Annotated in this window: 14 protein-coding genes; 7 read left to right on the top strand and 7 right to left on the bottom strand. The window is 65.1% G+C overall.

Annotation, left to right across the window (positions count from 1 at the left end):
* Positions 1-56 precede the first annotated feature (56 nt).
* From QW845_RS16410 to QW845_RS16420, 3 genes are all read left to right on the top strand, one after another.
* Positions 57-1,154, top strand: coding sequence for an ionic transporter y4hA (locus QW845_RS16410; protein WP_315802606.1), 1,098 nt, complete (start codon positions 57-59; stop codon positions 1,152-1,154).
* Between the two features lie 15 nt (positions 1,155-1,169).
* On the top strand, positions 1,170-1,454 hold the full coding sequence (locus QW845_RS16415; protein ID WP_315717559.1) for a cupin domain-containing protein: 285 nt from the start codon (positions 1,170-1,172) through the stop codon (positions 1,452-1,454).
* Positions 1,455-1,680: 226 nt separating this feature from the next.
* The gene (locus QW845_RS16420) at positions 1,681-2,589 is read left to right on the top strand and encodes a hypothetical protein (protein WP_315802607.1); all 909 of its coding nucleotides are present in this window, start codon (positions 1,681-1,683) and stop codon (positions 2,587-2,589) included.
* Between the two features lie 222 nt (positions 2,590-2,811).
* On the opposite strand, the gene rpsU is transcribed toward QW845_RS16420, so the two are convergent.
* The 3 genes from rpsU to purE all read right to left on the bottom strand — a co-directional run bounded on the left by rpsU (position 2,812) and on the right by purE (position 4,874).
* Complete coding sequence (gene rpsU / locus QW845_RS16425) at positions 2,812-3,114, bottom strand: 30S ribosomal protein S21 (protein ID WP_011924350.1); 303 nt, start codon at positions 3,112-3,114, stop codon at positions 2,812-2,814.
* Between the two features lie 165 nt (positions 3,115-3,279).
* Positions 3,280-4,389, bottom strand: a complete 1,110-nt coding sequence (locus tag QW845_RS16430; protein WP_315802608.1) for a 5-(carboxyamino)imidazole ribonucleotide synthase — start codon at positions 4,387-4,389, stop codon at positions 3,280-3,282.
* On the bottom strand, positions 4,386-4,874 hold the full coding sequence (purE, locus tag QW845_RS16435; RefSeq protein WP_315802609.1) for a 5-(carboxyamino)imidazole ribonucleotide mutase: 489 nt from the start codon (positions 4,872-4,874) through the stop codon (positions 4,386-4,388). Before purE ends, QW845_RS16430 begins: the two co-directional genes overlap by 4 nt.
* A gap of 147 nt (positions 4,875-5,021) precedes the next feature.
* Here purE and QW845_RS16440 point away from each other — a divergent pair, with 147 nt between their 5' ends.
* Positions 5,022-5,723: a GGDEF domain-containing protein gene (locus tag QW845_RS16440; protein ID WP_315802860.1), complete on the top strand. Its 702-nt coding sequence runs from the start codon at positions 5,022-5,024 to the stop codon at positions 5,721-5,723.
* 48 nt (positions 5,724-5,771) lie between these two features.
* Here the strand turns inward: QW845_RS16440 and QW845_RS16445 are convergent, their stop codons facing one another.
* The 3 genes from QW845_RS16445 to QW845_RS16455 form a co-directional block, all read right to left on the bottom strand.
* Entirely contained in the window at positions 5,772-6,023 is a 252-nt protein-coding gene (locus QW845_RS16445; RefSeq protein ID WP_315802610.1) for a hypothetical protein, read from the bottom strand.
* Positions 6,024-6,125: 102 nt separating this feature from the next.
* Positions 6,126-6,338, bottom strand: coding sequence for a hypothetical protein (locus QW845_RS16450; RefSeq protein ID WP_315802611.1), 213 nt, complete (start codon positions 6,336-6,338; stop codon positions 6,126-6,128).
* Between the two features lie 144 nt (positions 6,339-6,482).
* Positions 6,483-6,689 carry a YdcH family protein gene (locus QW845_RS16455; RefSeq protein WP_009028242.1) on the bottom strand — a complete coding sequence of 69 codons (207 nt, stop codon included), beginning with the start codon at positions 6,687-6,689 and terminating at the stop codon, positions 6,483-6,485.
* A 290-nt stretch (positions 6,690-6,979) separates the two neighbouring features.
* On the opposite strand from QW845_RS16455, the gene QW845_RS16460 reads away from it, so the two are divergent.
* Positions 6,980-7,165 (top strand): YdcH family protein, encoded by a 186-nt coding sequence (locus tag QW845_RS16460; RefSeq protein WP_315802612.1) that lies wholly within the window; start codon positions 6,980-6,982, stop codon positions 7,163-7,165.
* Positions 7,166-7,355: 190 nt separating this feature from the next.
* Here the strand turns inward: QW845_RS16460 and QW845_RS16465 are convergent, their stop codons facing one another.
* Positions 7,356-8,459: an NAD(P)/FAD-dependent oxidoreductase gene (locus QW845_RS16465; protein WP_315802613.1), complete on the bottom strand. Its 1,104-nt coding sequence runs from the start codon at positions 8,457-8,459 to the stop codon at positions 7,356-7,358.
* Between the two features lie 212 nt (positions 8,460-8,671).
* Between QW845_RS16465 and QW845_RS16470 the strand changes: the two genes are divergently transcribed.
* Entirely contained in the window at positions 8,672-11,374 is a 2,703-nt protein-coding gene (locus QW845_RS16470) for an EAL domain-containing protein (protein WP_315802614.1), read from the top strand.
* A gap of 131 nt (positions 11,375-11,505) precedes the next feature.
* Positions 11,506-13,068, top strand: coding sequence for a glycerol-3-phosphate dehydrogenase (locus QW845_RS16475; protein WP_315802615.1), 1,563 nt, complete (start codon positions 11,506-11,508; stop codon positions 13,066-13,068).
* The last annotated feature ends 15 nt before the right edge of the window (positions 13,069-13,083 follow it).

Genomic DNA, 13,083 nt, shown 5'->3' on the forward strand with positions numbered 1-13,083 from the left:
GACGATCGCCTCGCTGTCGCGCATAGTCGGACAGAACGGATCGAAGGACGCGAATCATGAGCGTGAAGGGCGCAACGCCCGCATCATCGGTGATCTTTCCCGGCTTGGCGGTCGCGCTGGTCGCGATCGTCACGGCGACGCATTATGACTTCACGCCTTCGGCCGCTGGCGTGGTCTTCGCCGCGGTGCTGCTGGTGGTCCTGTTCGGCACGGTGTTCGCGGCCGTGCACCATGCCGAGGTGATCGCGCATGAGATCGGCGAGCCGTTCGGCACGCTGCTCCTGACCCTGGCGGTGACGGTGATCGAGGTGGCGCTGATCGCCACCATCATGCTCGGCGACAAGGCTGCGCCGGCGCTGGCCCGCGACACCGTGTTTGCGGTGGTCATGATCGTGTGCAACGGCCTGGCCGGCATCTGCATCTTCATCGGCGGCCTGCGCTATCGCGAGCAGGACGTGCTGGTCTCCGGTGCCAATCTGTATCTCAGCGTACTGTTCACGATGGCAACCATCACGCTGGTGCTGCCGAATTATACCTTGACGTCGCCAGGTCCGGTGTATTCTGCCGTGCAGATCGCCTTCGTCAGCGTCGTGACGATCCTGCTCTACGCGGTGTTCCTGTATACGCAGACCACCCGCCATCGGGATTATTTCGTCGGCAACTCGGCGGGGTTCGCCGATGACGATGTCAGGCTGCCGCGCGCGAAGCTGTTGCTCAGTGTCGGGCTGCTGCTGGTCGCGCTGCTCGCCGTGGTCCTGCTTGCCAAGAAGTTCTCGCTGGTGGTCGACGCCGGCGTTGCCGCAACGGGTGCGCCGCAGGCGGTCGCAGGCGTGCTCGTGGCGCTGTTGATCCTGCTGCCGGAGAGTGTCGCCGCCCTTTCGGCCGCCCGCGCCAACGACCTGCAGAAGAGCATCAATCTCGCGCTTGGCTCCTCGCTCGCCACCATAGGACTGACCATCCCGGCAGTGGCGGTCGCCGCCCATGTGCTCGACAAGCAGCTCGTCCTCGGGCTGGGCCCGCAGGGAATAGTGCTGCTGGTCCTGACCTTCGTCCTGAGCATGCTGACCTTCGGCACCGGACGGACGAACATCCTGTTCGGGCTGGTGCACATGGTGGTGTTCGCGATATTCCTGTTTCTGCTCTTCGTCCCCTGATTCAAGAGATCCAGCATGCTCAGCGCCCAGTCCGACGTCCAGGTCGATACGCCCGAAGTCCGCGTCACGGAGTGGCGGCTATTGCCCGGCAGTGCCACGGGGCGCCATGTTCATGAGATGGATTACGTGATCGTGCCGGTCACCGCGGGCGAGATGACGATCGTGGCGCCGTCCGGCGAGCGCTCGAAGGCGCAGCTCGCGGTCGGCAAATCCTATTTCCGAAAGGCCGGGGTCGAACACGATGTGCTGAACGAGACCGGTTCCGAGATCGTTTTCCTCGAAGTTGAATTGAAGCCGTAACCAATTGTTTACCGGGATGCCGCTGATTGTGGTATCTTGAGCCGGCGATCCGGAAGCTGTGGCAACACCCTCGGATTGCTGCACGGCTCCGGTTCGAAGGGTTTCAGGAAACGACTTTTCGGCGGTCGCGGCTGCACGGAGTGCAGTCCGCGAGCTCCGGAAGGTGTGGGATGGTCCCTTAATTGTGCCTCAAAGTTCCCGCAAATACCGCGCGGGAGTGGTCAGCATGCTGAAATATCTCACAAAGTTCGCCATGGAGATCATCCCGTCGGTGGTTGCCACCATCATCGGGGCCTACATCGTCAATCACTACATCAACACCAAGCCCGACTCGCCGCCATCGACCATGGCGGCGGTGGCCTCGGCTGCTTATGCCAAGCTCACAGGCTCAAAGAGCGACGCTCCGAAATCCACGGGCAAGGGGACCGACCCTGCCAAGCTGGACGCGAAGGCCGATCCCAAGTCTGACGCCAAGCCGGCGGAAACGTCGAACGAGGTCTCCAGCATTCCCGCTCCCGGCATCAAGGCCAAGGGCGTGTCGGAGAAGTCGCTGGCCGACAAGGCCGCCGAGAAGGCCGTCGAAGTGAAGCCGACCGAAACGGCGAGCCTCCCGGCCGATCCGCAGGCCTCGCGCCATCCTGCATCGTCGAAGGAAAAGCTGATCGTGCGTGGCACTTCGGCCGAGGCCCCAGCGACCCAGCAGGAAGATCGCCGGGATGCTGCCGATCTTGCCCGCGCCGCGATCGAGCGGTTGCGCGCGAGCGAAGGTGCCGGCAAGGCGGCTGCCGAGAAGCCGTCGACCGATGCAGCCCGCGGGGCTGGCGAGGCGCCGCGCGTCGCAACCGTGTCACCTCAGGTGTCGCCGGTTCGTCCGCTGCCGCCTCCGGTGACGGTCTCCGCGCCTCCGGCCGAGCAGGGTTTCATCATGCCGTCGGCCTCGAGCCCGACCTACACGGGATCATTGCAGCCGGACGGGCGCCCGACGCCGCCCGCGGAGATCCCCGTCCAGCAGTTGCGTCCGCTCGACCTGCGTGCCGACAAGTCCGATCCTTCGATCAAGGACCAGATGTCCAACGTGGCGCAGGACATGATGTCGGCGGCGAAATCGGTGTTCCACTCGGTGCTGCCGAAATAATTGATCGGCATTGCTCTCGAACGAGATCGAGCGGCGGGCCTGCTGGTCCGCCGCTTTTTCTTTGGGGCGTGCCGTGCTCTGCATCGTAGCGACGGGCGGGAACACCGCGGCCGGCTCCGGACGCCGGATGGCAGGGAGGCGCGAAATCAAAATGAGGTGCCCAAAACAAAAACGCGAGCCAGAGGCCCGCGCTTCAGACGACGTCAGATCTATCGGGCCAGATCAGCGCGGCGCGCCGGGACGGGCACCTGCGCCCGGACCACGACCAGCACCACGGTCACCGCCGGGGCCAGCGCCAAACACCGGCTTCGGCTTCATCGGCAGCAGGCCTTCACGCTGCAGCTTCTTGCGGGCCAGCTTGCGCGCACGGCGCACGGCTTCGGCCTTCTCGCGGGCTTTCTTCTCGGACGGCTTCTCGTAATGGCCGCGAAGCTTCATCTCGCGGAAAATGCCCTCACGCTGCATCTTCTTCTTGAGCGCCTTGAGGGCTTGATCGACATTGTTATCGCGAACGAGAACCTGCACGCGGCATCCTCTTTCTCAGTCTATCGGTTTGAAATCTGGTGAAGCCAGGGCTGGCAAATGGCCGCGCCCTTAACCTTGAGGGCGCCCGTGTATCAGAGGACACCGTCGCTGTCCACCCGCTGACGGGCTCTTGACCGCAAGTTTAACCCGCCCGAGCGGTTTATTTCAGCCCTGCCTCGGCGGCAGGGGCGAGACCTGGGTCACATGCCCCATCTTGCGACCCGGGCGGGCGGCGCCCTTGCCGTAAAGGTGCACGGTGGCGCCGGGAACCGTGAGCCACTGCTCGTAGGTGTCGATCTCGTCCCCGATCAGGTTCGTCATCGTGACGTGGCCATGGCGCAGCGGCTTGCCGAGCGGCCAACCTGCGATCGCGCGGATGTGCTGTTCGAACTGGGAAATCGAGGCACCGTCAAGGGTCCAGTGGCCGGAATTGTGCACCCGGGGGGCAATTTCATTGACCAGGACGCCGGGCGCAGGTCCATCGGATACCACGAACATCTCCACGGCGAGCACCCCGACGTAATCGAGGGCGGTGGCGATCCGGCTGGCAATGTCCCGGGCCTCGTCGGCGAGCGGATCGGGGATGCGGGCTGGCGCCCGCGACACCTTCAGGATGTGATCGCGATGCTCGTTCTCGGTGACGTCGAAGCACTCGACCTGGCCATCGGCCGCGCGGGCCGCTACGACCGAGATCTCGCGCTCGAACGGAACGAACGCCTCGAGGATCGCCGATTTGGTGCCGAGCTCGGCCCAGATCCGATCGAGATCGTCACCCTGGCGGATCTTGATCTGGCCCTTGCCGTCATAGCCGAACCGCCGTGTCTTCAGCACGGCCGGCAGGCCGATCCGAAAGGCTGCTTCGCGCAACGTGGCGAGTGAGGACACGTCGGCATAGTTCGCCGTGCGGATACCGAGCGAGGTGACGAAATCCTTCTCGATCAGCCGATCCTGCGTCGTCTCCAGCGCAGAGCGGCTCGGCAGCACCGGGCGCCTTGCCGCCAGCACCATCGCGGCCGCCGACGGGACGTTCTCGAACTCGTAGGTGACGACGTCGACGTCATTGGCGAACAGCTCGAGCGCCTCGACGTCGGCATATTCGGCGCAGGTGGCGTTCAGCACGACGTCGAAGGCGGGCGAGTCCGGGTCCGGCGAGAACACCTGGCAGCGCAGCCCGAGCCGCGCCGCAGCCAGCGCCAGCATGCGGCCGAGCTGGCCGCCGCCGAGAATACCGATGGTGTCGCCGGGCTTGAGCTTCACCCGATTGGAGCCGGTCACGCCGTGCCCTCCGGACGTTCGGCGATCGCATTAGTCTGCGCCTGCCGCCAGGCCGACAGGCGGCCGGCGAGCGCGGAATCCGAGAGAGCGAGCACGCTGGCCGCCAGCAGCGCTGCGTTAATGGCGCCGGATTTGCCGATGGCGAGCGTTCCGACCGGAATTCCGGCCGGCATCTGGACGATGGAATACAGCGAATCGACCCCCGACAGCGCCTTCGACTCGACGGGCACGCCGAACACGGGCAGTTCCGTGAGCGAGGCCGTCATGCCCGGCAGATGGGCGGCGCCGCCGGCACCGGCGATCACGACCTTGTAGCCCGCCGCCTTGGCACCCTTGGCGAAAGCATACAGCCGGTCCGGGGTGCGGTGCGCCGAGACGATCCGGGCGTCGTAGCTCACGCCCAGGGCTTCGAGCGTCTCGGCGGCATGGCGCATGGTATCCCAGTCCGACTGGCTTCCCATGATGATGGCGATCGGGGCGGTCATGACCTCAATTCTTCTCGGGAATCCATCAGCATGGGCCGGAGTATAGGATCGGTCCTGACAGCGGCAAGCCATGGCATGAAGGTCCGAATGGACTATCCTGTCTTGGTCAAGCCCGGCAAGCCCAAACGGTGGCGCGGCAGGTGTCCGATGAAAAAGAAGCGCATGGCGGCCGCGTGGCGAGCCGGGAAGCGAAGAACCCGGTACCGTCATCGGCCTTCGCGGCGCGCGCGGGCTCCTGAACCCGGTTCCGTACCGGCAGGCGCGCGGCAGACGATCCGACGCCTTAATGCCGAGTTGGCGACAGCACAGGCCCGGATCGCCGAGCTGACGGCCTCCGCTGAGCGCGACTTCCTGCTCGACATCTTCAATCGTCGCGGCTTCGCCCGCGAGCTCCATCGTTCGATCGCCTTCATCAAGCGCTATGACGCGACCGGTGCCCTGGTCGTGCTCGACGTCGATCGGCTGAAACCGATCAATGATACGTTCGGCCATGCCGCCGGTGACGAGGTCCTGAAGGCGGTTGCGCGTGTCCTCAGCGAGCATGTCCGATCCTCCGACGTGATCGGCCGGCTCGGCGGCGACGAGTTCGGCGTGCTGCTCTGGCATCTCAGCGCGGCGGACGCCCATGCCAAGGCGGCGGAACTGGAGCAGGCCATCGACAGCCTGACCTTCACCTTCGGCGATCAGACCGTGCGTGCCGGCGCGTCGGCCGGGATTGCTCTGCTCGACAAGCGCGTCAACCCGGTGCGTGCGCTGGAGGAAGCCGACCGCGCGATGTACATGCGCAAGGCCCAACGAAGGTACGAGAGCCCAGCGCACGCAACGGCCCGGTCGGGCGACCAGCGGTGACGCTCCCGGGCCATCCGCGCCGATGACAGAGCTTGTGGTGCACGGCGCTCACAACTCGCCGAGATCGTCGGGCAACTCGCCGAACTTGTGCAGCAGCCGGGCGTCGCTGAATTCCCCCATCAAGGGATCGCCGCTGCGGCTGAAGGCAATGGCGCCGATGTTGTCCGGCAGGCGCGACATCGCTTCGGCACGACGCAGCGCTGCGGACGAACTCTGGCATTCCTCGGCCGCGCCTGCGACCAGCATCCCTGCCTCGTCCCGTCTGAACGGCATGGCGACGTAATAGGTGATATCAGGCATTGCACGCACCTCCCGGCCTTCGTCGAAGCTGCGAGCGAGCGCGGTGGCAATCGTCCGGAGAGTCTCGACGGCCCGAGGACTCAGGTAAGACTCAGGCAGGGCTCAGGCCGCATTGCTCTCCGGACCGTCCGAAGCGGTGTTGGGCACGCAGCCGCAGGAGATCGCGGCCCGCAGCTCCTGCAGCTCCAGCTCGAGATACTCGTTCGCCATGATCAGCGCCTTGATCGTGGAGCGCAGATTGCCGTCGCACATCGCGATGGCCTGGTCACAGGCCTGTTCGTAGAGCCGATCCTGTGGGGAGAAGGAGGCGGGCATCACAACCATCCTTGTTGTCGTCAGGGGACGAGGGATGACCTGATTGTTCTCTTTTTGTTCTGTTTGTCAAGGCGCCTCGGCATATCCTGCACCGCTGATGCATATTGCCTGTGTGCATACGGTCAGGCGTGCTGACGCTTCGCCTCAGGCGATAATGTCGGGCGTGATCTGGTCTTCGATGAAGGCGATCCGATCGCGTAGCAGAAGCTTCCGCTTCTTCAGTCGTTGCAGCCGCAACAAATCGGGGGCGGGCGATTGATGCAAAGCGTCGATCGCCGCGTCGAGATCGCGGTGCTCCTGCTGCAGGCGCGCGAGTTCGGCCTGCAGTTCGCGCTCGTCTTGGTCAGCCATGATCTATGATAGCAAAAAAGCGGAAGGAAGTGGAAAGCCTTGCGAAGGCGGGCGCAAATATTGCGCCTGCGAAGCTGATAAGCAAGCCGCGCCCCTCAAGATCCGTGCAGCTGTCCCGTGAATTTCAGGTTGGCACCGGCGTTAGATTCGTCCGGATCTGCTCACGGTTCGTTACACACGGCGCTCAAATTTGCATGTGCGGTCTTTTGGCCCCATCGACAGGTCAAGCGACTTGTGTACACTCATTAGCCCTGGTCGAATCTCAGGTTCACCTACCGAGGAGGTTTCGAATGGCCATTCAGGCGCATCTCGTTGAACTGGAGCGTAAGCATAAAGTTCTTGAAAGCGAATTGCATGAAGCTCTCCTGCATCCATCGACGGACGACCTGCGAATTGCCGAACTGAAGCGACGCAAACTGATGGTGAAGGACGAGATCGAGCGCTTGAGACAGGTAACCAGCGAAACACTTCACTGACATGTGACCATCACCCGCCGTACCATCCGATCGTAAGACCGTGCGCCTGGGATGGTGACTGTCCATCCCAGACGCAACTTCAATCAAATTAGTTGCGATAGACTTAGTTGCGATAGACGATGACGCGAACGCATCTGCCTGCGTTGTCTCCCGCTATCGCCACACGCCGTTCATCCCGATATCGGGGTCTTCAGCTCAAGGCGAGATCGCGGACGTGAGCCGCAATCGCCAGCGATGACGTCAATCCAGGCGATTCAATTCCGAACAGATTGATGAGTCCGGGCACCCCGTGATCGCGGGGGCCCTGAATGACGAAATCCTGCGACGCCACGGCCGGCGGTACGATCTTCGGCCTGATGCCCGAATAGCTCGGCATCAGCGCCCCATCCGGCAGCGACGGCCAGTACTTGCGGATCGCCGGGTAGAAGCGCTCGGCGCGCGCCGGATCGACCGTATAGTCGATCCGGTCGATCCACTCGACGTCGGGGCCGAATCTGGCTTGGCCTGCCATGTCGAGCGTGAGGTGCACGCCGAGGCCGCCTGGTTCCGGCACCGGGTAGATGAGCCGGCTGAACGGTGCCCGGGCGCTGCAGCTGAAATAGTTGCCCTTGGCGAGATAGGTCATCGGCACCAGCGGCGACGGCATGCCGTCGATCAGCCGCGCCAGCTCGGGCGCGTCGAGGCCGGCGGCGTTCACCAGCAGCCGGCAGCTCAGCCTCATCGGTTGCGCGCCGCCCGCATCGACCTCGATCGATCCCCCCGTCACCTTGGCCCGCAGCAACGGCGTGTGGAAGGCGAAGGCACCGCCGGCGTCCTCGATCTCGCCGCGCAGCGACAGCATGAAGGCATGGCTGTCGAGGATGCCGGTGGATGGCGACAGCAGCGCGGCCTGGCAGGCCAGGGCCGGCTCCAGCGCCAGGGCTTCGGACCCGGGCAGCAGCCGCATCCCTTCGACACCATTGGCTTCGGCGTGCGCGCGGATGCCCTGCAGCTTCTCGGTCTCGGCTGGATTGGTTGCAACGATCAGTTTCCCGCAATTGCGGTAGGGCACGCCATGCTCGTCGCAATAGCGGTAAAGCATGCGCTTGCCGGCCACGCAGAAGCGGGCCATCAGGCTCCCGGCCTTGTAATAGATGCCGGCGTGGATCACTTCGCTGTTGCGAGACGACGTGACGGTTCCGATGCCCTCGGCCGCCTCGAGAACGATGACCTCGCGTCCGGCCCGCGCCAATTGACGGGCGACGGCAAGTCCGACGACGCCGGCGCCAACGACCACGCAATCCACTTTATCCATGCATAGTCCTGAGACGATTAGGAGAAGTCATGTCTCTCTGCAATCCCTGGTAGGTGGAGCCTCGGTCCGGAGTTCGTCTGCCCTTAGCAAACCATTCATCATAGGGCGGCCATTGACCAAATTTGCTTCGTCTTTTTCGAAGTTTGCGGAACCCGTTTACCCGATCCCAATAGGTGAAGCCAGATACTGTCGCCGAATACCGCGGGTGATTGATGGCTGGCAAGAATTGGCAGGCGAGCGACCGAAACGCGTTTTCTGCGCGTGTCGTTGCGGCCTCGGTGGCCGCCATGGCAGCGTGGGCGGCTGCGCCGACGCGCGCCTGGGCCGCTTCCTCCGATTTCTCGCCCTCCGGCTACCTGGGCACCATCGAGCCGGACGTGCTCTGGAAGGTGTTGATCGCCGGCGTTGTCGTCTGCGCCTTCCTCGCGTCGGTCGTGATCTGGATCCATTCGGCCTTGCGGCGCGCCAAGCGGGCACAACTTCGGCGTAACGTTTTCATCAGCTCCGCGCTCAACAATTTGAGCCAGGGGCTGATGCTGACGGACGCCGCCAACCGCGTCGTCTTCTACAACCACCGCTTTCTCGAGATCTACGGCATGAGCCGGGCCGACATTCCGCCCGGCTGCACCGGCCGGGATCTGGTCGAGTTGCGGCGGCAGCGTGGCCTGCTCAATCTGACGGTCGAGGACTATGCGCGCCAGGCGCGGCAGCCGGACGGGTGCCTGACCGAGCTGCCCGGCGGACGTGTGGTGCGCGCCCAGATGTTCCGTCTTCCGACCGGCGGATCAATCGGCATCCATGAAGACTGTACGGTGCAGCACCGGCTGGAGCGCGAGCTCGCCTCGACCAAGCAGTTCCTGGAATCGGTGGTCGATCAGGTTCCCGTCTGCGTCGCCGCCAAGAACATCGAGGACGGCCGCTACATCTTCGCCAACCGGGCGTTCGAGCAGTTCGCGCAGGTGCCGCGGGATCAGATCATCGGACGGCGCCCGAGCGACCTGTTCGGCGAAGAGACCGCGGCCGACATCGCGGCTGCCGACCGCGAAGCGATGCTGGCGCCCGGCACCACCTATTGCAGCGAACTCGTGGTTCAACGCGGTGACGAGAAGCGCATCCTGGACGCCCACCGGGTCGTTGCACGCAACGACAAGAACGAACCGCAATTCCTCATCGCGCTGTTCGACGATGCCACGGAGCGGCGATCGCTGAGCCGCGAGCTGGAGAACAGCAAGAAGTTCCTGGAACTGGTCGTCGACAACATTCCGGTTTCGCTCATCGTCGAGAGCGTCAGCGACGGCCGCTATCTGCTCGCCAACCGCAGCGCCGAGATCATCCTCAACCGCAAGCGCGAGGACGCCACCGGCCTGACCACCGCCGACATCTTCAATCCGCGCGAGGCCAGACTGATCACGGCGCGCGACGAAGCCGCCATCAAGAAGCGCGGCCTTCTGACCGAGGAACATCCGATCTCGACCAAGGACGGCCTGCGGCTGTTCCTGACGCGGCGGGCAACCGTGCTGGGCGAGACCGGCCAGCCGCAATATCTGATCAAGACCTATGAGGACGTCACCGATCGGCGCCAGACCGAATCGCGGATGGCGCACATGGCCTATCACGACGGCCTGACCGATCTGCCGAACCGCGCCGCGTTCCTGCAGGCCCTGAGCCAGATGATCGAGGCCTGCGCGGATACGGACGAGGAGTTTGCGGTCCTGAACGTCGATCTCAAGGGCCTGAAGGACGTCAACGACGTCTTCGGCCACGCCATCGGCGACAAGCTGTTGATCGAGGTCGCCCGTCGCGTCCATGCCGTTGCCCGGGGCGGCGTCGTTGCCCGTCTCTCGGGCGACGAGTTCGGGCTGATCATCGACGGCAAGCAACCGGAAACGGGCAGGGCCCTGGCCGAGCAATTGGCGGCGGCGATCGCGGTGGACTTCCAGATCGAGGGCAAGTCGATCCGCACCGCGCTGACGACGGGCATCTCGGTGTTCCCGCACAATGGTTCGGATCCGGCGTCGCTGCTCGCCAATGCGGGTGCCGCTCTGTTCCGCGCCAAGGCCAAATCGCGCGGCAGCATCACCTTCTACGAGCCTGAAATGGATCAGCAGATTCGCGACCGCCGCGTTCTGCATCAGGAACTGTCTGTCGCGATCAAGCATGGCGAACTGTCGCTGTACTTCCAGCCGCAGGCCGTCTCCGGCCGCACGGTCGACGCCAGCGAGATCATCGGCTTCGAGGCGCTGGCGCGCTGGCAGCACCCGGTCCGGGGGTTCGTGCCGCCGAGCGACTTCATTCCGCTCGCGGAAGAGAGCGGCCTCATCGTCGAGATGGGCGAGTGGATCCTGCGCGAGGCCTGCCGCGAGGCGGCGTCGTGGCCGAAGCCGCTGCAGGTCGCGGTCAACCTGTCTCCGGCGCAGTTCGTCCATGGCGACCTCGTTGCGCTGGTCCACTCGATCCTGATCGAGACGGGGCTCGCGCCCGGCAGGCTCGAGCTGGAGATCACCGAGGGTGTGCTGATCGAGGATTTCGATCGCGGTGTCGCGCTGCTGCGCCGGCTGAAGGCGCTCGGCGTTCGCGTCTCGATGGACGATTTCGGCAGCGGCTACTCGTCGCTGAGCTACCTTCAGGCGTTCCCGTTCGACAAGATCAAGATCGACCGCGCCTTCGTCATGAATATCGGCCGCAACCCGCAATCGGCGGCGATCATTCGTGCGGTCATCGGTCTGGGTCACGGCATGAACATGTCGATCGTGGCGGAAGGCGTCGAGACGCCGGAGCAGCTCGGCTTCCTCGCCGAGCAGGGCTGCGACTCGGTTCAGGGCTATCTGCTCGGCAAGCCCCTGCCGATCGCCAAATACGACGGCATTGTCGGTCGCGCTCACGACGACATCGCCTCCGTTCGCAAGACGGGCTGACCTGGCACTCGTGCTCAGAGGCGGTTGCGCAACAGCGCGGATTTATCCGCGCGCATGACGGCTGGGCCGCTACGAGAATCATCTCCGTCGCTCTACGATCGCTCGTCCTGGGACGCTCGAAGACCTTGCGCATGGCGGACTACGATCTGGCGATCATCGGCGGAGGTCTGAACGGCGTCAGCCTGGCGCGTGATGCGGCTGGCCGCGGTCTGCGCGTGATCCTCGTCGAGCAGGGCGATCTCGGCGGCGCCGCCTCGTCGGCGACGTCGCGGCTGGTGCATGGCGATCTCGCAGCGCTGGAGCGCCGCGGCTTTCTGCGCGTGCGCCGTGCGCTCGCGGAGCGCAACGTCTGGCTCACGGTCGCGCCGCATCTGGTGCGGCCGATCCGCTTTGCGATTCCAGCTCACGCCAATGAGCGGCCGCCATGGCAGCTGCGCGCAGGGCTCTGGCTCTATGACCGCCTCGCTACGCGCAACCGGCTGCCGGCCGCTTCGGCGCTCGATGTCACGCATCATCCGATCGGCGATGCCCTGAAGCGTCCGATCGGGACGGCGTTCGACTATTCCGATTGCGTGGTCGACGATTCCCGCCTGGCGGTCCTGACCGCGATGGATGCCGCCGAGCGCGGTGCGGAGATTCGCACCGGTGCCCGCTGCGTGCGGGCCGATCGTCATCACATATGGCAGCTCGCCATCATCGACCGGGGCCATCGCCGCATCGTCACGGCGCGCGCGCTCGCCAATGCTACCGGCGCGTGGAGCGTCTCGACGGCGGAAACCGTGCTGCGTCAGCCGCCGCCGCGGGTCACCGCGCGGCAGGTCAGCCAGATCATCGTGCCGCGGTTGTTCGACGTCGAAGCGGTCTACGTGTTCCAGAATTCGGATGGACGGCTGATCTTTGCCCAGCCCTACGAGCAGGATTTCACCCTGATCGGCACGGTCTCCCACGGCTTCAAGGGCGACCCAGCCGTGGTGGCGGTGCCGGCGGCAGACGTGGCCTATCTCTGTAAGGCGGCGAACCGCTATTTCCGCTCGGACATTCAGCCTGCGGACGTGGTCCGGAGCGTGGCTGGCGCCAACATGATGGTGCTGCGCGCCGCCGACAGCGGACGGTTGGAAACGGTCGTGTGCCTCGATGCTGGACGCGCCAGGGAGCCGGCCAAGGCGCCGCTGCTGACCATGTGCGGCGGCGACGTCACGACGGTCCGGCACCGGGCCGAGCAGGCGGTCTCCCGCCTCGCGCGCTTCTATCCAATGTCGCCACGCTGGACTGCGAGCGCGCCGCTTCCTGGGGGCGACTTCGCCTGGGACCGGTTCGAGGATCTCGTCGATGACGCACGGGACCGCTGGCGCTTTCTCGGCGAAGCCGAGGCCCGGCGGCTGGTCGGCGCCTATGGCACCCGGCTGGCGAAGATCCTCGGCGAGGCGAGATGCCGGGACGATCTCGGACAGGCGTTCGGGCCGCAGCTGACCGAGGCGGAGGTCCGCTACCTCATGACGCGCGAATGCGCACGCTTTGCCGACGACGTGCTGTGGCGGCGAACCAAGCTGGGCCTGACGCTTCCCGCTGCCGACCGCGACGCGCTCGCTGCGTTCATGGCCGCTGCGACCTGTGGCCGGAGCACGCCGCAGGCGGCTGACGCGAGCGGGGATAGTCCGGCCCGTGCGGTTGAGCTGCAATCCGCGGGCGGCTAGCTTGCCGACTGGCCC

The sequence above is a fragment of the Bradyrhizobium sp. SZCCHNS3002 genome (assembly GCF_032377435.1).
Lineage (GTDB): Bacteria > Pseudomonadota > Alphaproteobacteria > Rhizobiales > Xanthobacteraceae > Bradyrhizobium.